Source organism: Leucobacter triazinivorans (assembly GCF_004208635.1).
In the GTDB taxonomy this organism is placed as follows: domain Bacteria; phylum Actinomycetota; class Actinomycetes; order Actinomycetales; family Microbacteriaceae; genus Leucobacter; species Leucobacter triazinivorans.
In genome coordinates, this window is record NZ_CP035806.1 from 3,134,619 (window position 1) to 3,157,572 (window position 22,954).

19 protein-coding genes are annotated in these 22,954 nt (G+C 65.4%); 10 read left to right on the forward strand and 9 right to left on the reverse strand.

Features of this window, described 5'->3' with window-relative positions; all coding sequences use genetic code 11:
* Nucleotides 1–104: 104 nt before the first annotated feature.
* From EVS81_RS14135 to EVS81_RS14160, 6 genes are read right to left on the reverse strand one after another with little or no spacing between them, the layout of a single operon-like run.
* Nucleotides 105–686 carry a CoA-binding protein gene (locus EVS81_RS14135; RefSeq protein WP_130110935.1) on the reverse strand — a complete coding sequence of 194 codons (582 nt, stop codon included), beginning with the start codon at nt 684–686 and terminating at the stop codon, nt 105–107.
* Entirely contained in the window at nt 683–2,017 is a 1,335-nt protein-coding gene (locus tag EVS81_RS14140) for an O-acetylhomoserine aminocarboxypropyltransferase/cysteine synthase family protein (protein ID WP_130110936.1), read from the reverse strand. Before EVS81_RS14140 ends, EVS81_RS14135 begins: the two co-directional genes overlap by 4 nt.
* Nucleotides 2,014–4,086, reverse strand: coding sequence for an acetate--CoA ligase (gene acs, locus EVS81_RS14145; RefSeq protein ID WP_130110937.1), 2,073 nt, complete (start codon nt 4,084–4,086; stop codon nt 2,014–2,016). The genes EVS81_RS14140 and acs overlap by 4 nt, the downstream gene beginning before the upstream one ends.
* Nucleotides 4,083–4,934 (reverse strand): ABC transporter permease, encoded by an 852-nt coding sequence (locus tag EVS81_RS14150; protein ID WP_130110938.1) that lies wholly within the window; start codon nt 4,932–4,934, stop codon nt 4,083–4,085. Before EVS81_RS14150 ends, acs begins: the two co-directional genes overlap by 4 nt.
* Nucleotides 4,931–5,968, reverse strand: a complete 1,038-nt coding sequence (locus tag EVS81_RS14155; RefSeq protein ID WP_130110939.1) for an aliphatic sulfonate ABC transporter substrate-binding protein — start codon at nt 5,966–5,968, stop codon at nt 4,931–4,933. The genes EVS81_RS14150 and EVS81_RS14155 overlap by 4 nt, the downstream gene beginning before the upstream one ends.
* Entirely contained in the window at nt 5,965–6,927 is a 963-nt protein-coding gene (locus EVS81_RS14160; RefSeq protein WP_130110940.1) for an ABC transporter ATP-binding protein, read from the reverse strand. The genes EVS81_RS14155 and EVS81_RS14160 overlap by 4 nt, the downstream gene beginning before the upstream one ends.
* A gap of 303 nt (nt 6,928–7,230) precedes the next feature.
* Between EVS81_RS14160 and EVS81_RS14165 the strand changes: the two genes are divergently transcribed.
* On the forward strand, nt 7,231–7,725 hold the full coding sequence (locus tag EVS81_RS14165; RefSeq protein ID WP_130110941.1) for a hypothetical protein: 495 nt from the start codon (nt 7,231–7,233) through the stop codon (nt 7,723–7,725).
* 199 nt (nt 7,726–7,924) lie between these two features.
* On the opposite strand, the gene EVS81_RS14170 is transcribed toward EVS81_RS14165, so the two are convergent.
* Nucleotides 7,925–8,857, reverse strand: coding sequence for a DUF4031 domain-containing protein (locus EVS81_RS14170; RefSeq protein WP_130110942.1), 933 nt, complete (start codon nt 8,855–8,857; stop codon nt 7,925–7,927).
* 173 nt (nt 8,858–9,030) lie between these two features.
* The gene (locus tag EVS81_RS14175; RefSeq protein ID WP_130110943.1) at nt 9,031–9,501 is read right to left on the reverse strand and encodes a SixA phosphatase family protein; all 471 of its coding nucleotides are present in this window, start codon (nt 9,499–9,501) and stop codon (nt 9,031–9,033) included.
* Between the two features lie 329 nt (nt 9,502–9,830).
* On the opposite strand from EVS81_RS14175, the gene EVS81_RS14180 reads away from it, so the two are divergent.
* From EVS81_RS14180 to EVS81_RS14195, 4 genes are read left to right on the forward strand one after another with little or no spacing between them, the layout of a single operon-like run.
* Nucleotides 9,831–9,959: a helix-turn-helix domain-containing protein gene (locus EVS81_RS14180; RefSeq protein ID WP_240739870.1), complete on the forward strand. Its 129-nt coding sequence runs from the start codon at nt 9,831–9,833 to the stop codon at nt 9,957–9,959.
* Complete coding sequence (locus tag EVS81_RS14185) at nt 9,952–11,157, forward strand: tyrosine-type recombinase/integrase (protein ID WP_130110944.1); 1,206 nt, start codon at nt 9,952–9,954, stop codon at nt 11,155–11,157. Before EVS81_RS14180 ends, EVS81_RS14185 begins: the two co-directional genes overlap by 8 nt.
* A 52-nt stretch (nt 11,158–11,209) precedes the next feature.
* Nucleotides 11,210–11,473, forward strand: a complete 264-nt coding sequence (locus EVS81_RS14190; protein WP_130110945.1) for a ribbon-helix-helix domain-containing protein — start codon at nt 11,210–11,212, stop codon at nt 11,471–11,473.
* Nucleotides 11,470–11,709: a toxin gene (locus tag EVS81_RS14195; RefSeq protein WP_130110946.1), complete on the forward strand. Its 240-nt coding sequence runs from the start codon at nt 11,470–11,472 to the stop codon at nt 11,707–11,709. Before EVS81_RS14190 ends, EVS81_RS14195 begins: the two co-directional genes overlap by 4 nt.
* On the opposite strand, the gene EVS81_RS14200 is transcribed toward EVS81_RS14195, so the two are convergent.
* Complete coding sequence (locus tag EVS81_RS14200) at nt 11,706–11,966, reverse strand: hypothetical protein (protein ID WP_130110947.1); 261 nt, start codon at nt 11,964–11,966, stop codon at nt 11,706–11,708. The two genes, EVS81_RS14195 and EVS81_RS14200, sit on opposite strands and share 4 nt — an antisense overlap.
* A gap of 2,049 nt (nt 11,967–14,015) precedes the next feature.
* On the opposite strand from EVS81_RS14200, the gene EVS81_RS14205 reads away from it, so the two are divergent.
* From EVS81_RS14205 to EVS81_RS14225, 5 genes are read left to right on the forward strand one after another with little or no spacing between them, the layout of a single operon-like run.
* Nucleotides 14,016–16,469 carry a type I restriction-modification system subunit M gene (locus EVS81_RS14205; protein WP_130110948.1) on the forward strand — a complete coding sequence of 818 codons (2,454 nt, stop codon included), beginning with the start codon at nt 14,016–14,018 and terminating at the stop codon, nt 16,467–16,469.
* On the forward strand, nt 16,466–17,716 hold the full coding sequence (locus EVS81_RS14210; RefSeq protein WP_130110949.1) for a restriction endonuclease subunit S: 1,251 nt from the start codon (nt 16,466–16,468) through the stop codon (nt 17,714–17,716). The genes EVS81_RS14205 and EVS81_RS14210 overlap by 4 nt, the downstream gene beginning before the upstream one ends.
* Nucleotides 17,713–20,814 carry a type I restriction endonuclease subunit R gene (locus EVS81_RS14215; protein ID WP_130110950.1) on the forward strand — a complete coding sequence of 1,034 codons (3,102 nt, stop codon included), beginning with the start codon at nt 17,713–17,715 and terminating at the stop codon, nt 20,812–20,814. Before EVS81_RS14210 ends, EVS81_RS14215 begins: the two co-directional genes overlap by 4 nt.
* Nucleotides 20,801–21,535: a M48 family metallopeptidase gene (locus EVS81_RS14220; RefSeq protein ID WP_130110951.1), complete on the forward strand. Its 735-nt coding sequence runs from the start codon at nt 20,801–20,803 to the stop codon at nt 21,533–21,535. Before EVS81_RS14215 ends, EVS81_RS14220 begins: the two co-directional genes overlap by 14 nt.
* Nucleotides 21,528–22,946 carry a hypothetical protein gene (locus EVS81_RS14225; RefSeq protein ID WP_130110952.1) on the forward strand — a complete coding sequence of 473 codons (1,419 nt, stop codon included), beginning with the start codon at nt 21,528–21,530 and terminating at the stop codon, nt 22,944–22,946. The genes EVS81_RS14220 and EVS81_RS14225 overlap by 8 nt, the downstream gene beginning before the upstream one ends.
* Nucleotides 22,947–22,954: the final 8 nt, after the last annotated feature.

Here is a 22,954-nt window from a genome sequence, read left to right on the forward strand (position 1 = left end):
CGCAGCATCCACGGGCGCGGATCCTGCGACTCGTTCCTCACGCAGGATGACGCGGAGGAGATCGGGTTTCGACTCGGCTTCGCCTCGCTCGACCTGCGGCGCGCTTACCGCGCGACGACCTGGCGCTTCGACGAGATCACGCCGGTGTCGAAGCCGGCGAGGTGCAGGCCTCCGTGGAAGCGGGCGTGCTCGATCTTGATGCAGCGGTCCATGACCACCTCGAGGCCGGCCTCCTCGGCGATCGCGGCGGCCTCCTCGTTCCACGAGCCGAGCTGCAGCCACAGCGCCTTCGCGCCGACCTCGACGGCCTCGCGGGCGACGCCGGGCAGATCTTCGTCCCTGCGGAACACGTCGACGATGTCGGGCACGACCGGCAGATCCGCGAGCGAGGCGTAGGCGGGACGCCCGAGGATCTCGTCGGCGCGCGGGTTCACGAAGTACACCTCGTACGGCGAGCTCGACAGCAGGTAGGTGCCGACGAAGTAGCTCGCGCGCGCGGGGTTGCTCGACGCGCCGACGATCGCGATCGACGTCGCGCGGCTGAGGATCCCGAGGCGCGCGGCGGCCGTCGGACCCTGCCAGGTGCGCTCGGCGTGCGCCGGACCCGAAGGCTGCGCCGAGGGCTGCGCCGGGAGCGCGCAGGCGGAGCCCGCCGCGGACGGAACGGAATTCTGGGTGTCGCTCATCGCTGCTCTCCTGTCGCGAGGGTGAGGGCCTGATCCAGATCCCACACGATGTCCTCCGGATCCTCGATGCCCACCGAGATTCTGATGAGGTCTGCCGGCACGCCGGCGGCCTCGAGCTGTTCGGCGGTGAGCTGCTGGTGGGTCGTCGATCCGGGGTGGATCACGAGCGTGCGCGCGTCGCCGATGTTGGCGAGATGGCTCGCGAGCTGCAGCGACTCGATCAGCTTCTCTCCGGTGGCCCGGGCGGCCTGCAGGCGCTCGGCCTCCGAGGCGAAGGATCCCGACGGCCGCACGCCGAAGGCGAACACCGATCCCGGGCCGAGGGGGAAGTACTTCTGGGCGCGATCCCGGTGCGGATGCCCGTCGAGGCCCGCCCACGTCACGAACGACACCCGCGGATCGTTTGCCAGCCACTCGGCCACGACCCGGGCGTTCGCCACGTGGGCGTCGATGCGCTGGGGGAGCGTCTCGACGCCCTGCAGCAGGTTGAACGCGGCCTGCGGGCTGAGCGCCGGGCCGATGTCGCGCAGCTGCTCGCTGCGGAGCTTGGTGAGGAAGCCGTACTCGCCGAAGTTGTCCCACCACTTGATGCCGCCGTAGGACTCGACGGGCTCGGTCATCGTGGGGAACTTGCCGTTGCCCCAGTCGAAGGTGCCCGCCTCGACGACGATGCCGCCGAGGGTGGTGCCGTGACCGCCCAGGAACTTCGTGACTGAGTGGATCACGATGTCGGCGCCGTGCTCGATGGGACGCAGCAGGTACGGCGTGGCGAGCGTGGCGTCGACGACGAGCGGGATCCCGGCCTCGTGGGCGACGGCCGCGAGGCCCTCGAGATCCGAGATCTCGCCGCCGGGGTTGCCGATCGCCTCGACGTAGAGCACCTTCGTGTTCGCGCGGATCGCCTTGCGGAACTCCTCGGGATCGGAGCTCGCCACGAAGGTGGTGTCGACGCCGAAGCGGCGCAGCGTCACGTCGAGCTGCGTCACGGTGCCGCCGTAGAGCTGCGCCGAGGCGACGACGTGGTCGCCATGGCCCACGAGCGCGGCGAAGGTGATGAACTCTGCAGACATGCCGCTCGCCGTGGCGACCGCGCCGATGCCGCCCTCGAGCGATGCGATGCGCTCCTCGAGCGCGGCGACCGTGGGATTGCCGATGCGCGAGTAGATGTTGCCGTACTTCTGCAGCGCGAAGAGATTCGCGGCGTCCTTCGCGTCGTCGAACACGAACGACGTGGTCTGGTAGATCGGCACGGCGCGCGCGCCGGTGGTGGCATCGGGCGTGCCGCCCGCGTGGAGGGCTCGGGTGCGGAACCCGAACTGGTGCTCGCTCATGTGGTCTCCTTCGCTGAAACGTGGTGCTGCTGGGCCAGGCGCACGGCCTCGCGCACGCCGTCGACGGCCCAGGGGTTCTGCAGGCTGGTGGTATCGCCGAGCGTATCGCCCTGCCACAGCTGCGCGAGCAGCCGCCGCAGGATCTTGCCCGAGCGGGTCTTGGGCAGCTCGGGCACGCGCACGACGATCTTCGGCTTGGCGATCGGCCCGATGTCGCGCGCCACCTGTGCGCGCAGCTCGTCGTGGGCCGCCTCGCCCGCCGCGCCGTCGACCACGAAGGCGGCGACCGCCTGGCCGGTGAGCGGATCGGAGACCCCGGTCACGCCGGCCTCGCCCACCGCCGGGTGCGCCACGAGCGACGACTCGATCTCGATCGTCGAGAGGCGGTGGCCCGAGACGTTCACCACGTCGTCGAGGCGGCCGAGGATCCAGATGCAGCCGTCGGCGTCGATCGTCGCGCCGTCGCCCGCCACGTAGTAGGCGCCGTGCTCGCCGCGCCCCGCGAACGGAGCCCAGTACGAGTCGCGGTAGCGCTCGGGGTCGCCCCACACCGTGCGGGCCATGCCGGGCCACGGGCGGCGCGCGACGAGCGCGCCCGCGCGGCCGGGGGCGACGGGATCGCCGGCCTCGTCGACCACCGCGATGTCGATCCCGGGCAGCGCGACGGTCGCCGATCCGGGCTTCAGCGTCGTGACCCCCGGCAGCGGCGCGATCATCGCGGCGCCCGTCTCCGACTGCCACCAGGTGTCGACCACGGGCGTCTCGTCGCGCCCGAAGTTGCGGCGGAACCACACCCACGCCTCGGGGTTGATCGCCTCGCCGACGGTGCCGAGCAGGCGGATCGAGGAGAGGTCGTGGCTGCCCGGCTGTCCGGCACCCGGCAGCTCGTCGCCGAACCAGGTCATGAAGGTGCGGATGAGCGTGGGGGCCGTGTAGTAGACGGTGACGCCGTAGCGCTCGATGATCTCGAGGTGCCGCTCGCGGTGCGGGGCGTCGGGCGTGCCCTCGTAGATCACCTGGGTCAGCCCGTTCGAGAGCGGCCCGTAGATCTCGTAGGTGTGGGCCGTGACCCACGCGAGATCGGCCGTGCACCAGTGCACGTCGTCGGGCTTGGCGTCGAAGTGCGCCCAGTGCGCCCAGCTGGCGTGCGTGAGATAGCCGCCGGAAGTGTGCACGAGGCCCTTGGGCTTGCCGGTGGTGCCCGAGGTGTAGATGATGAAGAGCGGGTGCTCGGCATCGAAGGCCTCGGCGTCGTGCGTGTCGGGCTGCGCGTCGATCGCGTCGTGCCACCAGAGGTCGCGGCCGTCGGTCCAGGGCACGTTCTGGCCGGTGCGGCGCACGACGAGCACGTGCTCGAGCGCGGGCAGATCCCGCACCGCCTCGTCGGCGATCGACTTGACCTCGACCTGCGTGCCGCGCCGGTGCTGGCCGTCGCTCGTGACGAGCAGCTTGGCCCCGGTGTCCTCGAGGCGGAAGCGCACGGCCTCGGCAGAGAAGCCGCCGAAGACGAGCGAGTGCACGGCGCCGATCCTCGCGCAGGCCAGCGCGATGACGACGGTCTCGACGAGCACCGGCAGGTAGACGACCACCCGGTCGCCCGGCTCGATGCCGAGCGCGGTGAGTCCGTTCGCGGCGCGCGCCACCCGGCGCTGCAGCTCGGCGTAGGTGACCGCCTGCCGGTCGCCCGGCTCGCCCTCGAAGAAGAGCGCGACCCTGCCGCCCCGCCCGGCCGCGACGTGCCGGTCGAGGCAGTTCGCGGCGACGTTGAGCCGGCCGCCCGCGAACCAGGTCGCCTCCGGAATGGTCAGGCTGGCCGGCGCGCCGTTCGCTCCGGCAACGGCGACCGGAGGCGCCCACGTGTGCGCCGTGCGCCACCGCTCGGCCCAGTCGAGGCGCTCGGCCGCACGCTCCCAGAATGCGATCGGATCAGCGCTCGCGAGCTCGTAGACCGAGGCGTCGACGTTCGCCTGCGCGGCGAACTCGGGGGACGGCGCAAAGGAGCGCGTCTCGCTGAGACGCGCCTCGGCATCGGCCTCGGCCGCAGTGCCGGTCGTGACCGTGCCGCTCACATCCACCTCTTCAGCACGGCCTTCTCGAACAGCACGAGGATCGCGTTGGTGATGGTGCCGAGCAGGGCCAGAAGCACGATGGCGAGCAGGATCCGGTCCACGCGACCCGTCTGTTGCGAGTCGTTGAGCATCCAGCCGAGGCCCATCGACGCGGCGATCAGCTCGGCGGCGACCAGGAACAGCCAGGCCTGGGCGAGCGCGAGGCGCAGGCCCGAGACGACCGAGGGTACGACGGCGGGCAGCTGCACGGTGCGGAACAGCGACCAGCCGCGCAGCCCGAAGGTGCGGCCCGCCTCGACGAGCTGCGGGTCGACGTGGCGCAGGGCGTCGGCCACGGTGGTGTAGACCGGGAAGAAGGCGCCGATCGAGATGAGGATGATCTTCGACTCCTCGCCCACCTGGAACCAGAGGATCAGCAGCGGCACCCACGCGAGCGAGGGAACGGCGCGCAGCGCCACGAGCGTCGGGGCGAGCAGCACGGCGCCGGCGCGCGACAGGCCGACGATCGCCGCGAACGCCAGGGCGATGACCGAGCCGCACAGGAATCCGATGAAGACGCGCTGCACCGAGATGGCGATGTGCAGCCAGAGCTGGCCGCGCTCGATCAGGTCGATCGCCGCCTCGACCACCGACCACGGCCCGGGCAGCCGGTACGGCGGCACGATGCCGGTCGCCGTGACGAACTGCCACACCGCGAGGATGACGAGCGGAACGACGAAGCCGCCCGCGATTCTCACCCAGGTACGCGACCAGATGGGCAAACGCAGGGGTGTGCGCTGCTGCGCCACCCCTGCGGTGCCGGTCGCGCGCCCGGGAGCGCTCGCGACCGCGGTCGATCCAACGGTCATTCGGTCGCCTTGAGCGCGAACTCGTCGTGCACGATCGTGGCGATCGCCTCGTCGAGCGCCTCCTGGCCGCCGGCGACGTCGCCCGACTCGGCGATGATCGGCGAGATCTTGGTGAGCACGGCCAGCTGATCGTCGCCGGGCACGCCCGAGACGTCGAGGTTGGAGCGTTCGGCGATCACGGTCTTCGCGACCTCGAGGTCGATCGAGGCGGCATCGGCGAGCAGCTGCGCCACCTCATCGGGGTGCGCGAGCGCCCAGACCCGGGCATCCTCGTAGGCGTCGACGACCACCTGGGCCACGTCGGCGTGATCGGTGATGAACTCCTCGGTGGCGTTGAGGAAGCCGTAGGTGTTGAAGTCGACGTTGCGGTAGATGAGCTGCGCGCCCGACTCGGCCTCGGCCGCCGCCATGATCGGGTCGAGCCCGCTCCAGGCCTGCACCGATCCGCCGTCGAGCAGTGCGCGGCCGTCGGCGTGCTGCACGTTCTGCACCTCGACGTCGTCGACGCCGAGGCCGGCCTCCTCGAGCGCCTGCAGCAGGAAGAAGTAGGGATCGGTGCCCTTGGTCGCCGCGATGGACTGCCCCTCCAGCTGCGCCACATCGGTGATGCCGCTGTCGGCGCCGACCACGATGGCCGACCACTCGGGCTGGGAGTAGATGTCGATCACCTGGATGGGGGAGCCGTTGGCGCGGGCGAAGAGCGCGGCCGATCCGGCCGTCGATCCCACGTCGACCGAGCCGGAGCGCAGCATCTCGTTGGCCTTGTTGCTGCCGGCGGACTGCAGCCACTCGACCTCGACCGAGTCTCCCAGGGCCTCCTCGATGAGGCCCTGGTCCTTGACGACGAGGCTGAGCGGATTGTAGGTCGCCCAGTCGACCGCGAGGGTGCTGGTCGACCACTCGCCGCCCTCGGCGGCTGCGGCGTCGGCGTCGGTGCCGCCCTCGCCCGGCACGCAGCCGGTCAGGGCGAGTGCCAGCGCTCCAGCGGCGGCGATGGCGGGGGCGAGGCGTCGGGTGAGGGTGTGGGTGCTCATGCGTTCTCCTGTGTGGTGAGCTTGTGCACGCCCAGCCCGTCGAGCAGGCTGGTGCGCAGATCGGTGAAGGTGCGCGCCCCGCGGTCGCGCGGGCGCGCACCGGGAACGGACACGAGGCGGGCGATCGACCCCGTCGTGCGGGGGGCATCGGCCGCGGTCTCGGGTGCGAGATCGGGGGTGCGGGCCGAGCCCAGGGCGCCGAGGCCCGAGGTCGATCCGAGGGCGACCACCTGGGCGCGCGGGCGCTGCGGCTCGGCCTGGGCCGCGTGCAGGTTGCGCAGCAGCAGCACGTGGTCGGCGAGGTAGAGGGCCTCTTCGACATCGTGGGTGACGAGCACGATCGTGGTCGGCTGCGCGCGGTGGATGTCGAGCAGCAGGTCGTGCATCTTCAGCCGGGTGAGCGCGTCGAGGGCGCCGAACGGCTCGTCGAGCAGCAGCACGCGGGGGCTGCGGGCGAGCGCGCGGGCGAGCGAGGCGCGCTGCGCCATGCCTCCCGAGACCTCCCGGGGGCGCTGGTCGGCGGCGTGCGTCAGCCCGACGAGCTCGAGCAGCTCGGCGACGCGCTCCCTGCCCGGGCGGCCGCGGGTGCCGCGGGGCAGGCCGAGCGCGACGTTCTGGGCGATCGTGCGCCACGGCAGCAGGCGCGGCTCCTGGAAGGCGATCGCGGTGGAGTCGTCGTGAGCTCTGACCTCTTCATCGTCGAGCGCGATCGAGCCGGCGGTGGGGGAGTCGAGCCCGCCGATGAGGCGCAGCAGCGTCGACTTGCCGCACCCCGACGGGCCGACGACGGCGATGATCTCGCCGGCGGTCACGTCGAGGGTGAGATCCCGCAGCACGGTGCGGGCGCCGTCCTTCGTGGGGAACGTGCGCTCGACGCCGGCGACGTGCACCCGCCCCGCGGGCGGGGTCGCTGCCGAGGCCGTAGAAGCGGCCGCGGTCGTTCCGTGATGTTCCGGCATAGTTCACTACCCTGGCGAATCGCCTGCGGATCGCGAAAGACGCCCGTAACACAGTGACGTAATCGGTGCGGGTTCTCGGTCTTGCCGCGGTCGCTCCGGTCGTCCCCCGTCATCCTGCGCGCAGTCGCAGGATCCACGCGCGAGCGCCCCCGTGTCATCCTGCGCGCAGTCGCAGGATCCATACCCCAGGAATCCCACCGCCGCCGGCAGGATCCACACCCTCCGCGCGATTCCGTGTGCGGCGCTGCCGCGCACGCGAGCGCCGTTCGGTGCATTCGCCCCGAAACCTGCCAGACTGACCCCATGCCCTCCTCACGAACCCCGCTCTCGACCCTCACGGGCGTCGCGCTCATCGTCCTGCCGCTCCTCGCCTGGGCGTTGAAGCTCTTCTCCTTCGGCTGGATGATGGTGTTCATCCTCTTCGGGCCGATCCTGCTGCTCATCGCCGGGTATGTGCTGCAGATCGTGGTCGCCGCGCAGGGGTTCCTCTCGAAGCGGGAGCTGTTCAGGGCTGCGAAGCCCCGCGCGACGGTCGCAGCGTGGGTCACCTCGCTCGGCGTGCTCGCGCTCGGCGTCTTCATGCCCGACGGCGGCGACATGGACTACGGTTCGACCTTCCAGGTCTGGGCGGGCGCGTACGGGCCGAACAGCGAGGCGGTGCACGCCGCCACCGATGCGCTGAACTCCGTCGTCGCCACGGGCGCGGCTCTGCTGTGGATCGCAGGGTTCGTCTGGCTGCTGGTCGAGTGGATCGCGGCGCTCATCCGCCGGCGCCGCGCCGCCCGCCCCGCCGGTTGAGCGGAGCGCAGCGGAGTCGAAACCCGATCCAGCGCCCACCCCGTCATCCTGCGCGATGAGAGAGTCCTGTCATTCTGCGCGACGAAGGAGTCGCAGAATCCATATACCGAGCCGTCCGCCGGTTGAGCGGAGCGACGCAGGAGCGGAGTCGAAACCCGATCCCGCGCCCACCCCGTCATCCTGCGCGAAGTCGCAGGATCTACCCCCTCAACCGCTCGATCTCGGCGCTCACGTTCTCCCGCGCCCGCCGCTCCCAGAGGAGCTGCGCAGCGCCGGTGCGGTAGATGGCGGGCTGCTCGAGGTAGCTGCTGAGGATGCTGGATCGACCGGACGCGAAGTCGGCTTCGGGCACGTGCGCGTACTCGGCGCGCACCGCGACCGAGTACTGCTCGTAGCGGTGCGGGGGAGCGGCGAAGATGGAGAGGTCCGCGTCGAGCAGGTGGGCGAGCGGTGCTGCGGGATCCGGAACCTCACGCGCCGGGATCGTGGCGACGATGAACTCGCCCACCTGGCTCACCAGATCCGGGTCGATGCCGAGACCGCTGAGAGAAGTCGTGGCGAGGTGCGCCGAGCCCAACTCGTCGGACTCGGCGGTGCCGGTGTAGACGGCGTCGTGGAACCATGCCGCGAGCAGCGTGGCGGGGGAGAGGCGCTCGCCGCGGGTGGCGAGGTGGTCGAGGGCGAGCAGCACGTCTTCGAGGTGGCGTTCGTCGTGGTAGCTGCGGTGGGGTTCGTTCCAGCGGGCGATGAGGTGCTCGCCGAGGTGGTGCCAGTCGTCGGCGCGGTGGGAGTCGGCGGTGCCGAGCAGCGCGCCGAGCTCCGTCCACTCGGCGTGCAGGTACTGCCGGCGGCGCACCGGCGTGACGGTCTCGCGCTCGATCTGCCGCACGCGCAGGCCCGCACTGCGCAGTTCGTGTACGACGTCCTTGGCGGTCACGCTCTGCGCGCCGAGGGCGACGGCCTGCTCGTATCGCGCGGCGGGCACGTCGTAGTGGTCGAGGTCGAAGCTGCGGCGGGGGATCCCAAGGCGCTTGGCGAAGGCGTGCAACTCGTCGTAGTCGCTGTCGGAGACGAGGTGGCTCCACAGCGTGCCGTGCGCGGGCCACGCGGGCGGGTCGATGAGAATCGCCATCTCCACAGCGTACTGCGCCTAACCGCTGGTTGAGCGAGCTGAATCGGTCATCCTGCGCGCCCTCTCGTCATCCTGCGCGCCCTCTCGTCATCCTGCGCGACGAAGGAGTCGCAGGATCCATACGCGAGCTTCGCCGGTTGAGTGAGCGAAGCGAGTCGAACCCCGCCGCTGCCCTACCGCGGCGTATCCAACCCCCACCGATCCGCCACCCGGCCCCCGACCTCATCCCAACCCCTGGCATCCCACTCGAACCGAGCCACGGCACACGTCGGCATGTGCTCGATCCCGCCACCTGAAAAACGCGCCGCAAGATCGGAGATTCCGGGATTGTGCGCCACCACCATCACGGAACCCGCACCGGTCGCGACCGCTTTCGCCAGCAGCGTCGATCCAGGCGCGGCATACAGCTCCGGATCGAGCTCAACCTCGACCCCCAGCTCAACCCCGAACACGCCAGCCGTCGTCCGCGCCCGCACGGCCGTGCTCGACACGATGCGCTCTACCTCGACGCTCGTCTGAGCGAGCCGCTCGGCCATCAGGGGAGCATCGCGCTCGCCCCGCCCATTGAGCGGCCGCTCATGGTCGTCGAGCCCGGGAACGCCCCAGTCCGATTTCGCGTGCCGCACCAAGATGAGTTCGACCATTTCGTGACTCCCTCCGCTCCGAGGCCTTGCCACGACACTACGCCCTCAGTTGTTCTTGGTTCGAGTCCAGGTACCCCAGCCATAAATCTGGCGAGATTCCGCGGCTACACAGCCCATCCGCCCACTCCGTGGTTCGGCCCGTTTCGGGCATTTTTACCACTTTGGTCACCAGAAACCCTCCCGTTGCCTCCAACCGTGGGTTTCTCAGCGGGGGAGTGCCGGTTGCTGCCGGACGCTCCTGGTCGGAGACGTACCTGCCCGGTATAGATCTCCTGCCACCCCTCACCCCCGTCTTCCTTACCCAGCGTGAGGTCGCCGATCTTCTGCGCGTGCCCGTCCGCACAGTCGAGGATTGGCGACTCACCCGCTCCGGCCCGCCGTGGGTGAAGCTCGGTCGGCACGTCCGCTACGAGCAGGCGGAACTGCTCGCCTGGGTGAAGGAGCGTCGCCGTGGGTAGGCCCCGCATCCGCGCCGGAGAGGTCGGCAAGATCCAGATCACGAAGCTTGCGAAAGGCAAGATTCGGGCTCGCGCGAGAGCGAGAGATGACGCCGGGGTACTCCATCAGATCGTCGCCGTCGCCACAACCGAAGAAGCGGCGCGGATCGATCTGCGCCGCAAGGTCGAAGCACTCAGCACCTCGTCGTTCTTCGGGCTCACGGGTGCGAACACGATCGCCGAAGCCTCCGTGCCTTGGCTGGAACAGGTGAGAGCGCGAGCGGTTGCCGGATCGCTGACGTTCTCGACGTACGAGTCGTATTCGGGAACCGTGCGCTGCGTGCTGCTGCCGCAGTGCGGTGGAATCACCCTCGACGCATTGACCGTCGGGCGGTGCGACCGAATCATCCAGGCGATCATGCTGGGTCGCAGCGTCTCCGCCGCCCGCCGCGTCCGCGCAGTGCTTGGACAGATCTGCGGCTACGTGGTGCGGGATGATGCGATCCCGTTCAACCCGGTGCGAGATGTGCAGCGGCTGCCGTTGCCAGAGAAGAAGACCTCGATCCTCACGCCCGAGCAGATCGCCGGGATTCGCGAGCTCATGCAGCAGTGGCGCGTGAAGCCAGGGAACGGTCCGCGCCCCGACTACCGGGCGCTCATCGACGGCATGGACATCATGCTCGGCACCTCCGCCCGCGTGGGTGAGTGTATCGGCCTGCGGCGGTGCGATGTGGACATGACCGTGTCACCGCCGACGGTGCTCATCGGCGGCACGATCGTGCAGACCAAGGAGCAGGGCATCCATCGGAAGAACTCGCCCAAGCGCACGCGGCAGCGCCGTCGGGTGGCGCTCCCGGCACTGTCGGCGGGTGCGGTGCGTCGTCGTCTCGCGCTGGCGGGTCGGGGGAAGGAGGCACTGTTGTTCGCGACGAAGAACGGCAACCCGATCAGCGTCAGCAACTACGAACGCCTCCTGCGCTCCTTCGTCGACGACAACCGCGATGCCCTCGAAGAACTCGGCGTGGAGGTCGATCAATACTCGACGCACATCTACCGCCGCACGACCGCGACACTCGTCGAGCGCGCGGCGGGCCTCACGCTCGCGTCTCGACTGCTGGGGCATGCGAACGAGCAGATCACGCGAACCAGCTACGTCGTCAGCGCCGAGGAGGTCGACCCGATCACGGTTGACGTGCTCGACCAGATCCTGGGGAGTTGACCATGCGAAGGGAGCTCTTGCCCAGCCAGTATTTTCGTTATACATTAATGGCATGTGCGAGCGCGAGACGATCAACGGGGTTCCCGTCACCGAGGAACAGATCGCAGCCTGGGCCGCCGAAGCCGAAGCCGGCTATGACGTTGCGGCGTTGAAGAAGCGTGGTCGCGGACGCCCCGGTCGCGGGGCTGAGCCGTCTCAGGTGGTCGCGCTCCGGCTCACCCTTGAAGAGATTGCCGCGATCGATGAGCGCGCAGAGCGTGAGGGCAAGTCACGCTCAGAAGTCATCCGCGAAGCGCTTCATCTGTCGGCAGCGTGAACGTTCACGATTCGGCGTTGAAGCACGGTGTTCTCCGTGAAGACGCGATTCAGGCGGCGACATGGGCAGTGTGGATCGAGGATCTCGATGAGAACAGCCCGGCGCGTCAGTTGCGGCTCGGCTTCGACACTCGCGGTCGACTCTTAGAGACGGTCGTTCTCGTCTTCGATAGCGGTAATGAGCTGGTGATTCACGCAATGAAGGCTCGACCGCAGATGATCGACCTGCTGCCCTAATCGGGTACTTCATTCAGTATTCGTGCGAGCACTTGCCGTTGACGCGGCGTGCAGTCGTCAATGCTCTTCTTCTCGACGGTGAGCGCCCACCAGAGTGTCTGTTCGATGCCGCAATCGCCGCAGGTGCGCGGCGACACCACACCCCATGCGCCCATTCGGAGCGGGAAATCCCAGCCTGCATCGAAGGCCTCTTCGGAGGTCAGGATCGCAGTTGACCCACAGGCCTCGCACCAGTGCTCGAATCGCTCTTCTTCCATGGAGCGAGGTTAGCTCTGACGTCCGACAGTGATCCGTGCATTACACCGCTCTCTCCTGTCTCTTCACGGCGCTCGAAAGTGGCTACGGTGTCGATAACTTGCTGTTGACGTACTTTCGGAACGGAGCTAGGGTGCTGGAACCGCAACCGATTCAGGTTGCCCAGTTCCTCGAGTTTTCAGGGAGATCGGGTGGTTGTGTCGAATCGGCACCACCGCAGAAGGCTCAGATTCTAGCTTTCGGCGAGCAGAGTGCGGGTGTGCCGATTCGGCACCCCCGTGAACTCTCCAGAACCGATCCAAGGTGCGCAGATTTCTTCCTGTGCTCATCCTGGGAGTGTTCGCTTCATCAACGCGGGTACGGCCGATCTCGTCAGAGCCGCAGGGGTCATAGCATAGACGGCCCGGAACCTTGAAGCTCAAAATGTGCTCCCCATCGCTGAGCGCAATGAGAGCGGCCACTGTAGATACCGATCTGACGCACTTGAGTGCGCTGCATTCCTACCGGGTGCTCACTCGCGCATGGAGCGTCGGTCGCGCGCATCATCATGGTTCTGATCACTGCAAGAGATATTGCAACGAGGATTGCAGAGCTGGATGCGGCACACGCTGCACCGTACTCGCAAGGACAGGAGCTGGGGATGACCTTGCACGCGCAATGCACGCCGTAGGAAACGAGCAACCTCGCGCCGGGATCGAGTGAGCGTGCCGCCCTCGGCGGGGCAAGGGTCACCGAAGCCTGACCGTCGCAATCATCGAACGCTGTCGAACTCTCGACCAATGCTCCCGTCACTCGATCCACGCCGCCGGACTCGTTGGCGCGTACCTCGAGCCAGTTGAGAGCGCACAAACCCTAGCCGCCAGTTGGGTAGGCTTCACACTCTTGGAGTCCTCGGCTCCGAGGAATGCGCTCCGCTGGGCCGCTCGCGGCGACGTGCCGCGACGACACCCCGCGCACGAGGCCCAACGGCAGGCTCCGTCTTCTGACTCGACACAGCGGCACCTGTGCTCGCGTGCTCGCGGACGGATTCCTGCTGCTGAAGAGCGACCGCCGACTCCGGAAACTTTGCCGAGGTTCATCCTAGCGTTTCTCCCTCACACGATCGGCAATCATCGACCGTTCGGGCATTGCCGCGGCAAATATCACGTCTCACCCGCATCGGTCATGGCGCTGTCGGCTCTTCATACGAGAGTTCCTTCGCTGGGAGGAACCAAGTCCCGCGCCGTGGTGGGAGTTCGCCTACGGCAGTACCCGCCTCACTCACAGGTACCCTTGTGGCGGCGAGGATCTAACGAATGCCCGCGGCAGGCGAGAAGCCGACTTGGGAAGGGAAAGAGCCGAGTCGGATGTGGGGGAGACTCCGCAACTTATCGTGCGAGTTCTTCGATTCCCCAGCGGCTGACCAGATCGGAGCGCAAGCGCGCGATAGCCGTGGTGACCTCTCGACGAGGAAATGTCTGTGTATCATCGTTGCTCCTGGCTTGTAGTCTGCGCAATCGGCCCACCGCATCGAATACGTCGAATGCCTTCGACGGCCAATCTAAATCCCCTACGTCAGCGGTAGCTTGCAAGTTCCGGGGTGAGGTCGCACGTTGCCGCAGCGGAAAGCTGCAACGGGGCAACCGGGGCTCGCCCTCGAGCGCGATGCAGATAATGCAGCAGCGGTTGCGAAAACTGTAGCCATCGCATCTGATCAGCCATGTACTTAGGTTCAAGATGGAACTTCGACGTTCGCATGTGCCATGTGAGGAAGCCCTGGCGCGCGAGACCTGCTGGGATCATGAGGATGGTGCCTGACTCAAGGCGCGTTTCGTTGAAAGAGGCTTGCACTCGTGTCTATTCCGAGATCGTAGACGTGGCTTTCACGGTGCAACGACCCGAGGACGTACGCGTTTTAATCCACGAAAAGTTCGGCCATCACCATCTGGAGTGCGATCTGGACGACTACTGAGAGGGCGGGATCAAGTGCCAAACGTGACTCGCCGATAAACTGCATCAAGAAGGATCAACTGAGGTACGGAAGCGCCAAGGGCGCGAAGGAGTAGCACTCTGTGGCGCTGAAAAAGTCGGATCTGTACAGCTCGCTGTGGGCGGGCGCGGACGAACTCCGTGGCGGCATGGACGCCAGTCAGTACAAGGACTACGTCCTGACGCTGCTGTTCGTGAAGTACGTTTCGGACAAGGCCAAGGCCGACCCCTATGCGGATGTTGAGGTGCCCGAGGGCGGCTCGTTCGACGACTTGGTCGTGCTGAAGGGCAAGCCGGACCTTGGTGAGCAGGTCAACGTCGCCATCCGCAGGCTTGCCGACGCCAACGACCTGCAAGGCGTCATCAACAACGCTGACTTCGATGACCCGGACAAGCTCGGCAAGGGCAAGGAGCTCGTTGACCGCCTGACCAAGCTGATCGGTATCTTCCAGGACCTCGACTTCACCGGCTCCCGTGCTGAGGGCGACGACCTGCTGGGCGATGCCTACGAGTACTTGATGCGTCACTTTGCCAGCGAGTCGGGCAAGAGCAAGGGCCAGTTTTATACGCCGGCCGAAGTCTCGCGTGTCATGGCTGCGCTCGTCGGCATCAAGCCGGACACCCCAAAGTCGGCAACCGTCTACGACCCGACCTGTGGGTCTGGCTCGCTACTGCTCAAGGTGGCCGACGCCGCACCGAACGGGCTGACGATCTACGGCCAGGAGAAGGACAACGCCACTCGCGCTCTTGCGGTGATGAACATGCACCTCCACGGGAACGGGACGGCGGAGATCCGTCAGGGCGACACGATCACGAGCCCGCAGTTCCTCCGGGGCAACGAACTGCAGACCTTTGACTACCTCGTCGCCAACCCGCCCTTCAGTGTGAAGTCGTGGAACAACGGCCTGGAGAATGAGTACGGCCGATTCGACGGCTACGGGCGTCCGCCTGAGAAGAACGGCGACTACGCCTTCCTGCTCCACATGATCAAGAGCCTCAAGAGCACCGGCAAGGGCGCAGTCATCCTGCCGCACGGCGTGCTCTTCCGCGGCAACGCCGAGGCGACCATCCGCAAGGAACTGATTAAGCGCGGTTACATCAAGGGAATCATCGGCCTGCCGGCGAACCTCTTCTATGGCACTGGCATCCCGGCCTGCATCATCGTGCTCGACAAGGAGAGTGCCGTCGGTCGGACTGGCATCTTCATGATCGATGCGAGCAGGGGCTTTGCCAAGGATGGTAACAAGAACCGCCTTCGCCCGCGCGACATGCACCAGATCATCGACGCCTTTGTTTACCAGAAGGAGATCGAGCGCTACTCGCGCATGGTACCGTTGGCCGAGATCACCGACCCGAAGAACGACTACAACCTCAACATTCCTCGCTACATCGACGGCTCCGAACCCGAGGACATCCAAGACCTGCACGCCCACCTTAAGGGCGGGATTCCGAACCGCGACCTCGACGCACTCCAGCCCTACTGGAACGCCTTCCCGAGCCTGCGCACCGCTCTGTTCCAGCCGCTGCGCGATGGCTACAGTGAGCTGGCCATCGACAACGATGAGATTCAGACCGCGATCACCGGATCCGGCGAATACGCAGCGTTCGTGAGCAACACCAACGGCTCGGTCAATCGCTGGTGGAACGAGCACGAAGGAGCGTTACAGGGCATTACGCCCGCCACCCGCCCCTCAGAATTGATTGCGGAACTTGGCGACAGCCTGCTGGATGAGTTCCGCACACAGCCCCTCCTCGACGAGTACGGGGTGTACGAACAGCTGATTAGCTACTGGAACGACGTCATGCACGACGACGTCGCCCTGATCATGAGCGAGGGCTGGGACGGCGCGGCCAAGCCGCGCGCTGCCCGCATCCTCGGGTACGACAAGAACAAGAAGCCAAAGTACGAGTCGGCGCACATCACGTTCGGCACCGGCGTCAAAGCACAGCGCTGGGTGATGGACCTGGTACCGCCCGAGCTGATCGTTGCCCGCTACTTCGCCAAGGAGCAGGCCGACCTCGACGCGCTGGAGGCAACTGTGGAGGCTGCTGGTCAGGCGATCGAGGAGTACGTCGAAGAGCACGCCGTCGAAGAAGGACTCCTGCTCGACGCAACCGATGACGATGGCAAGGTCACCAACAAAACAGTCACTGACCGACTGAAGGCTGCCAAAGCAGAGGGCGCTGACAGCGACGAGATCAAGGCCCTTGCCCACGTTATCGGCCTGTTCAGGGCTGAGACCGCCGCGAAGAAGGCGGTCAAGGAAGCCCGGATCAAGCTTGACCAACTGACGCTCACGCGGTACTCGCAGCTCACCACTGCCGATATCCAGAGCCTCGTCATCCACGACAAGTGGGGTGGCCGCGTGGTTGCCGGAGTTCAGGCAGAACGAGCCGCGCTGATCCAGAAGCTCGTACAGCGCCTGAACGTGCTCGGCGCTCGCTACGAACAGACCGTGGGCGACCTTGACGCTGAGGTTGAGGCGTTGACCGCGAAGGTCGCGGCTCATTTGGCTGCGATGGGGGTCGGCGTATGACAGCGAGTTCGTTCCCAGTCAGGCGGCTGGCGGAAGTCGCAAACAAGATCCAAGATGGCACTCATTTCTCGCCCCGCTTGGGCGGAGGAGGCTTCAAGTACATCACGTCCAAGAACATCGGATTCGGTAAACTCCGACTCGATTCTGTGGACACGATCTCGTTCGAGGAACACGAAAAGATCTACCGGCGCGCGGACACCAGATTCGGTGATGTCCTGCTGACGAAGGACGGAGCAAATACGGGCAATGCCGCGCTCAACACGTTCAACGAAGAGATAAGTCTCCTTTCAAGCGTCGCCTTCATCCGAGCAAATCCGAAGCTCTCCGTAGAGCCGTTTATTCTGCAGTACTTCCTGTCCGGTGATGGGCAGCGTCAGATCACTGACGCAATGTCTGGAAATGCTATTACGCGTCTAACCCTGACAAAGATCAAAGACCTACTGGTTCCGGTGCCAGGTGTGGATGAGCAGCAAAGGATCGGCGCGGCCCTAGGAGATGTCGACTCCCTGATGTCTTCGCTGGAGCGGTTAATCGCCAAGAAGCGCGCGATCAAACAAGGCATGATGCAGGAGCTCCTGACTGGCAAGAGGCGCTTGCCTGGCTTCGCGGAGCCGTGGCGAGTCATAAGGCTCGGGGACCACGTCACCTATGTGAAGAACGTGGCGCTCTCACGTGCTCAGCTCGACTCGTCGTCCCCGCTCCGCTACCTGCACTATGGCGACATCCATACTCGAAGCGCCTCTACATTGGATGCTTCGGTGGAGCATATGCCTCGGGCACCTAGGCTCCTCGCGCGCAATGCTGGACTACTCCAGGTTGGTGACCTCGTATTCGCTGATGCTTCCGAGGATCCAGACGGTGTCGGCAAGTCGGTTGAGATCACAGGCGTTCCGGATGAGGGAGTGATTCCGGGATTGCACACGATCGCTGCCAGGTTTGATAAGCGCGTCTTTGCCGATGGGTTCAAGGCGTACTTGCAGTTTATGGCTGACTTCAGGGCGCAGCTCCTGGCGCTCGCTGCCGGTACGAAGGTTCTCGCGACTACTCGTGCATACATTTCCCGCATCGAGTTGAACTTGCCTGGCGTTGCTGAGCAGACAGCGATCTCCGAGGCGGTACGGGACGCAGAGATCGAGGTCGAAGCTCTCGCGCGCCGTCTCGAAGCTACCCGTGCCATCAAGCAGGGCATGATGCAGGAGCTGCTGACCGGGCGCACTCGCCTGCAGACCAGGGAGGAAGCAGCATGAGCACGGTTGGACAGGTCGAGCGCAAGACGCAGAACCGGGTAGTCACGTTCTTCCAGGAGCGCCTCGGCTACGAGTACGGAGGCAACTGGGAAGACCGCGCGGCGAACTCAAACATCGAGGAGACGTACCTACGGGACAACCTGCTGGCCCGTGGCTACGACGAGGAAATCATCGGCAAGACCATCAACGAACTCTCCAAGGCTGCATCGGTTGGTGGCGCCCGCACGCTGTACGAGGCCAATCGTGCGGTCTACGACCTGCTGCGCTACGGCGTGAAGGTCAAGCGTGGCGTGGGCGATCAGTTCGAGACCGTCTGGCTCATCGACTGGGAGAACCCCGAGGCCAACCACTTCGTCGTGGCTGAAGAGGTCGCGATCGCGGGCGAGCACAACAAGCGCCCCGACGTCGTGCTGTACGTCAACGGCCTGGCGCTTGGGGTCATCGAGCTCAAGCGCTCAAAGGTCAGCGTCACCGAGGGCATCCGCCAGAACATCGGCAACCAGCGGGCAGACTTCATCCGGCCGTTCTTCTCGACCGTTCAGCTCGTGTTCGCAGGCAATGACGTTGAGGGGCTGCGTTACGGCGTGATCGAGACGCCGGAGAAGTACTGGTTGGCCTGGAAGGAGCCCGAGCACAGCACGGTCGGCATCGATGTGGCCGAGCCGCTGGAAAAGGCCATCCTGCAGATGTGCTCGAAGGATCGCTTCCTCGAGCTGATCCACGACTTCATGGTGTTCGACGCGGGCAGGAAAAAGACCGCACGCCACAACCAGTTCTTCGGTGTGAAGGCCGCCCAGGAGCGCATCGCCAAGCGCGAGGGCGGCATCATCTGGCACACCCAGGGGTCGGGCAAGAGCCTGACGATGGTGTGGCTGGCCAAGTGGATCCGTGAACACCAGCCGGAGTCGCGCGTCCTGATCATCACCGATCGCACCGAGCTTGACGAACAGATCGAGAAGGTCTTCGGCGGGGTCAACGAGAGCATCTACCGCACGACCTCCGGCGCGGACCTGCTGACGCAGATCAACAAGCACGACCCGTGGCTGATGGCTTCCCTCGTCCACAAGTTCCGCGGTGGCGACGACGACCGCGACGTTGACCGGGACAGCCAGGACTTCATCGCCGAGCTGCGCTCGCGCGTGCCTGCCGGGTTCACGCCGAAGGGCAACCTGTTTGTCTTCGTCGACGAGGCGCACCGCACGCAGTCAGGCAAGATGCACCGGGCGATGAAGGAACTGCTGCCCGGAGCGATGTTCATCGGCTTCACCGGAACACCGCTGATCAAGGCCGATAAGGCGACCAGCATCGAGACCTTCGGCTCGTTCATTCACACCTACAAGTTCGACGAGGCCGTCGAGGACGGCGTCGTGCTGGACCTGCGCTACGAGGCGCGCAACATTGAGCAGGATCTGACCAGCCCGGGAAAGGTCGACAAGTGGTTCGAGGCCAAGACCAAGGGCCTCACCGACCTCAGCAAGGCCCGTCTCAAGAAGAAGTGGGGCACGATGCAGAAGGTCGTGTCCGCCGAGCCCCGGGCCAAGCAGATCGTTCAGGACATCCTGCTGGACATGGAGACCGAGCCTCGCCTGGTGAGCGGCCGCGGCAACGCGATGCTCGTGGGTGAGAGCATCTACCAAGCGTGCAAGTTCTACGAGATGTTCGTCAACGCCGGTTTCAAGGACAAGGTCGCCATCGTCACGAGCTACGTGCCGAACCCGAGCGACATCTCCAAGGAAGACTCCGGTGCGGGGGCGACCGAGAAGCTACGCCAGTACGACATCTACCGGCAGATGTTAGCCGACTTCTTCGGTGTGTCTGCCGACGAGGCTGTCGGACGGATCGAGGAGTTCGAGAAGGAGGTCAAGCGCCGATTCATCGAGGAGCCCGGCCAGATGCGCCTGCTCATCGTGGTCGACAAGCTCCTGACCGGGTTCGACGCCCCGAGCGCCACGTACCTCTACATCGACAAGAAGATGCGCGATCACGGCCTGTTCCAGGCCATCTGCCGAGTCAACCGCCTGGACGGAGACGACAAGACCTACGGCTACATCATCGACTACCGTGACCTGTTCAACTCGCTGGAGTCCGCGATCACCGACTACACCTCGGGTGCTCTGGACGGCTACGAAGAGAAGGACGTCGAGGGGCTGCTCAAGGATCGCGTCGAGCAGGGTCGCCAAGATCTTGACGAGGCGCTGGAGAAGATCCGCGCCCTGGTCGAGCCCGTCGCGCCGCCGAAAGGGACGCTGGAGTACCAGCACTACTTCGTGGCATCGGTGCCGGGAGATGCCGCTCAGATCAAAGCCAACGAGGTCAAGCGCGTCGAACTGTATAAGAGCGTCTCCAGCCTTGTTCGCGCCTACACGGCGCTCGCCAACGACATGGAAGCGGCGGGTTACTCGGTCGCTGAGGCTGCAGCAGTCAAGAACGAGGTGACTCACTTCGTGGCTGTTCGCGATGAGGTCGAGCTGGGTGCCGGCGAAAACATCGACGTCAAGCAATTCGAGGCAGGCATGCGCGCGCTGCTGGACACTTACATCCAGGCCGACCCTTCCGAGGTGGTCGCCACCTTCGACAAGGGACTCGTCGACCTGATCGTCGAGCGCGGCGAAGACGCTCTGAACACGCTACCGCCGAACATCCAGAAAAACCCCGAAGCGGCAGCGGAGACGATCGTCAATAACGTCCGTAAGACGATCGTCGACGAGCGCGCGCTGAACCCGCGCTACTACGACCGGATGTCCGAACTGCTCGACGCGTTGATCGAACAACGCCGTCAGGACGCCCTCAACTATGAGGCCTACCTGAAACAGATCCTCGAGCTTGCGGCCAAAGTCGGCAAGAAGGAGTCCGACACGGTCTATCCCGAATGGGCAAGGAACGGTGCACAGCGTGCATTGGTCGATTTCCACTTCGCTGATCCCAATCTCGCCATCGTGATCGACTACACCGTGACGCGCCAGAGAGAATACGGCTGGGTCGGCAACCGCATGAAGGAACGCGCCCTCGCCCGCGAGCTGCGTCGCGCACTCCCTGATGGGTTCGACCGCTTCGAGGAACTGTTTGAGCTGGTAAAGGCGCGCGATGAGTACCGCTAACGCCTACCTCACCGTCGCCGGGCTCGGGATCGATGTCGTCTACAAGGACATCAAAAACCTCCACATCTCCGTCTACCCACCAGTCGGACGTGTGCGTGTCGCGGCACCACACCGCGTTGATGAGGACGCAATCCGCCTGGCCGTCGTGCAGCGTCTGCCATGGATCAAGCGGCAACGCGAGCAACTCCAGAACGCAGAACGCCAGACTGAGCGCCGCATGCTCTCGGGCGAGACCCACTACGTGTGGGGTGAGCGCCTACGTCTCGACATCTCGCGGCATGGACGATCGAAGGTCGCCGTGGCCAGCAAGACCCTCTGGCTGACAACCCCGGCGGACTACGACGAAGACCAGCGCCGAGCAGTGCTTGACCATTGGTATCGCAAGGAACTCAAAGCCACTGCTCCGGCGCTGCTGACCAAGTGGCAGCCGCTCGTTGGCGTGGAGGACACCAAGGTCGTCGTGCGCCATATGAAGACCAAGTGGGGCACTTGCCACCCCGAGTCACGCTCCATCTGGCTCAACCCCGAACTGGCGAAGAAGAACCCGCGCTGCCTCGAGTACATCGTGGTTCACGAGCTGATCCACTTCATCGAGCGCACTCACGACGCACGCTTCATCGAACTCATGGATCTACACATGCCCGACTGGCGAGCGCGTCGGGACGAGCTGAACGGGGCACCGCTGGCGGCTGAAGAGTGGGATCGGAGGGAGAGTGAGTGAACTGGATCTGAGCCGAGCACCGAGAGGTGTCCTGGCCGCGCAGGCGCTTGTGCTGGCAGTTGCAGATCAAGGTGATCTGGCAGAGCGTCACTACCTCGAACTGAAGAGCACGCTCGACCTATCGACGAAGAGAGACAAGGAAAAGGTTGCCAAGTTCATCCTCGGTGCTGCGAACCGCATGCCGGATGTAGCGGCGGCTGCTTTCGAGGGTTGTGGCGTCATGGTCATCGGCGTGGCGAAGGATGCGATCACCGGCATCCATCCCGTCGAGATGATGGAGATATCCAAGGTCATCCAGCAGTACGTAGGTGCCGCAGGGCCTCGCTGGGACATCGTCTGGGTGCCGGTCGAGGGGTCGGACAACCAGGTGCTCGTGGTGGTGGTCGATCCTCCCGCGCCCGGACAAGGGCCGTTCCCCTGCCGTGCAAACGGAGAGTCTCTCACCGACGGACGCATCTATATTCGCGCCGACGGTGAGACACGGGAAGCGAAGTCCGAGGAGGTCGACCTCCTCATTCAACGAGGCTTGACGGGTGCTCCGTTGGAAGTCGACTTCGCTGTTGAAGTCATTGGGGAGGTTGCCTCCGTGATGTTCAACAAGGCGGCAACTATCGACGAGTACCTCGCCAGACAGAGGCAGCGTCTGGTTGCAGCGTTGCCCCTAAAGGAGCCAGCCCCTCAGCAGGGAACGACTGCTTCGATCAAGGGTATCAACGGGATCTCGGGATACCTGGCGGCGTTTGAGGGCCTGTCCTCCGTCGGAGGTGATCTGTTGGCTGAGCCCGAAGACCGGACGGAGGACGAGTATCTGGCGTCGATCGATCGCTGGGAGGAGAACTTCCGGCAAGCATGGGAGGCTGCTCTACCCAAGATTGCTGCGAGTCAGCTTGTCCCGACCGTTATTCGCGTTACGAACCGAACCACAACTTTCTTCCATGACGTCGAAATGAAACTTCATCTCGAAGGCGAAGTCTTTGCCTTCGACTACAGCGAGCCGGAGTGGGTGGACGACTTCTCCGACCTAGAGTTGCCGGCCCCTCCACGAGCATGGGGGCCGTGGCGACGGACCCTTGATATTCTGAACTACGCCCATTTGGCGAACTACGTCCCGTCGAGCGCGAGCCAATACAACCCACCATCCGTCAGTTACCGCAACGGTGGTTCTGTCGAACTCGATCTCGACGTTCGCGAGCTGCGGCCCCGCGGAACGTACGAGTCGGAGGAAGACGAGTTCGTGCTGATCGTGGCTGATCACTCGTTGACCTCGATTCACGGTACTTGGGAGCTGACTGCCCGCGACCACAACGATATCTACAGCGGTGAAATTGACATTGTTGTCGGAGGGAAACGGGACCTGACGGGCATCGCTCGCCAGATCCTCCGCTTAGACGAAGAGGAGAGCACCGAATGAGGCGACGC

What these genes read in the sequence shown, in the direction of transcription:
- EVS81_RS14200 (WP_130110947.1), bottom strand. Translation starts at nt 11,966, where the DNA reads ATGGAAGAAGAGCGATTCGAGCACTGGTGCGAGGCCTGTGGGTCAACT.
- EVS81_RS14155 (WP_130110939.1), bottom strand. Translation starts at nt 5,968, where the DNA reads ATGAGCACCCACACCCTCACCCGACGCCTCGCCCCCGCCATCGCCGCC.
- EVS81_RS14220 (WP_130110951.1), top strand. Translation starts at nt 20,801, where the DNA reads ATGAGTACCGCTAACGCCTACCTCACCGTCGCCGGGCTCGGGATCGAT.
- EVS81_RS14165 (WP_130110941.1), top strand. Translation starts at nt 7,231, where the DNA reads ATGCCCTCCTCACGAACCCCGCTCTCGACCCTCACGGGCGTCGCGCTC.
- EVS81_RS14140 (WP_130110936.1), bottom strand. Translation starts at nt 2,017, where the DNA reads ATGAGCGAGCACCAGTTCGGGTTCCGCACCCGAGCCCTCCACGCGGGC.
- EVS81_RS14215 (WP_130110950.1), top strand. Translation starts at nt 17,713, where the DNA reads ATGAGCACGGTTGGACAGGTCGAGCGCAAGACGCAGAACCGGGTAGTC.
- EVS81_RS14135 (WP_130110935.1), bottom strand. Translation starts at nt 686, where the DNA reads ATGAGCGACACCCAGAATTCCGTTCCGTCCGCGGCGGGCTCCGCCTGC.
- EVS81_RS14190 (WP_130110945.1), top strand. Translation starts at nt 11,210, where the DNA reads ATGTGCGAGCGCGAGACGATCAACGGGGTTCCCGTCACCGAGGAACAG.
- EVS81_RS14170 (WP_130110942.1), bottom strand. Translation starts at nt 8,857, where the DNA reads ATGGCGATTCTCATCGACCCGCCCGCGTGGCCCGCGCACGGCACGCTG.
- EVS81_RS14160 (WP_130110940.1), bottom strand. Translation starts at nt 6,927, where the DNA reads ATGCCGGAACATCACGGAACGACCGCGGCCGCTTCTACGGCCTCGGCA.
- EVS81_RS14175 (WP_130110943.1), bottom strand. Translation starts at nt 9,501, where the DNA reads ATGGTCGAACTCATCTTGGTGCGGCACGCGAAATCGGACTGGGGCGTT.
- EVS81_RS14150 (WP_130110938.1), bottom strand. Translation starts at nt 4,934, where the DNA reads ATGACCGTTGGATCGACCGCGGTCGCGAGCGCTCCCGGGCGCGCGACC.
- EVS81_RS14210 (WP_130110949.1), top strand. Translation starts at nt 16,466, where the DNA reads ATGACAGCGAGTTCGTTCCCAGTCAGGCGGCTGGCGGAAGTCGCAAAC.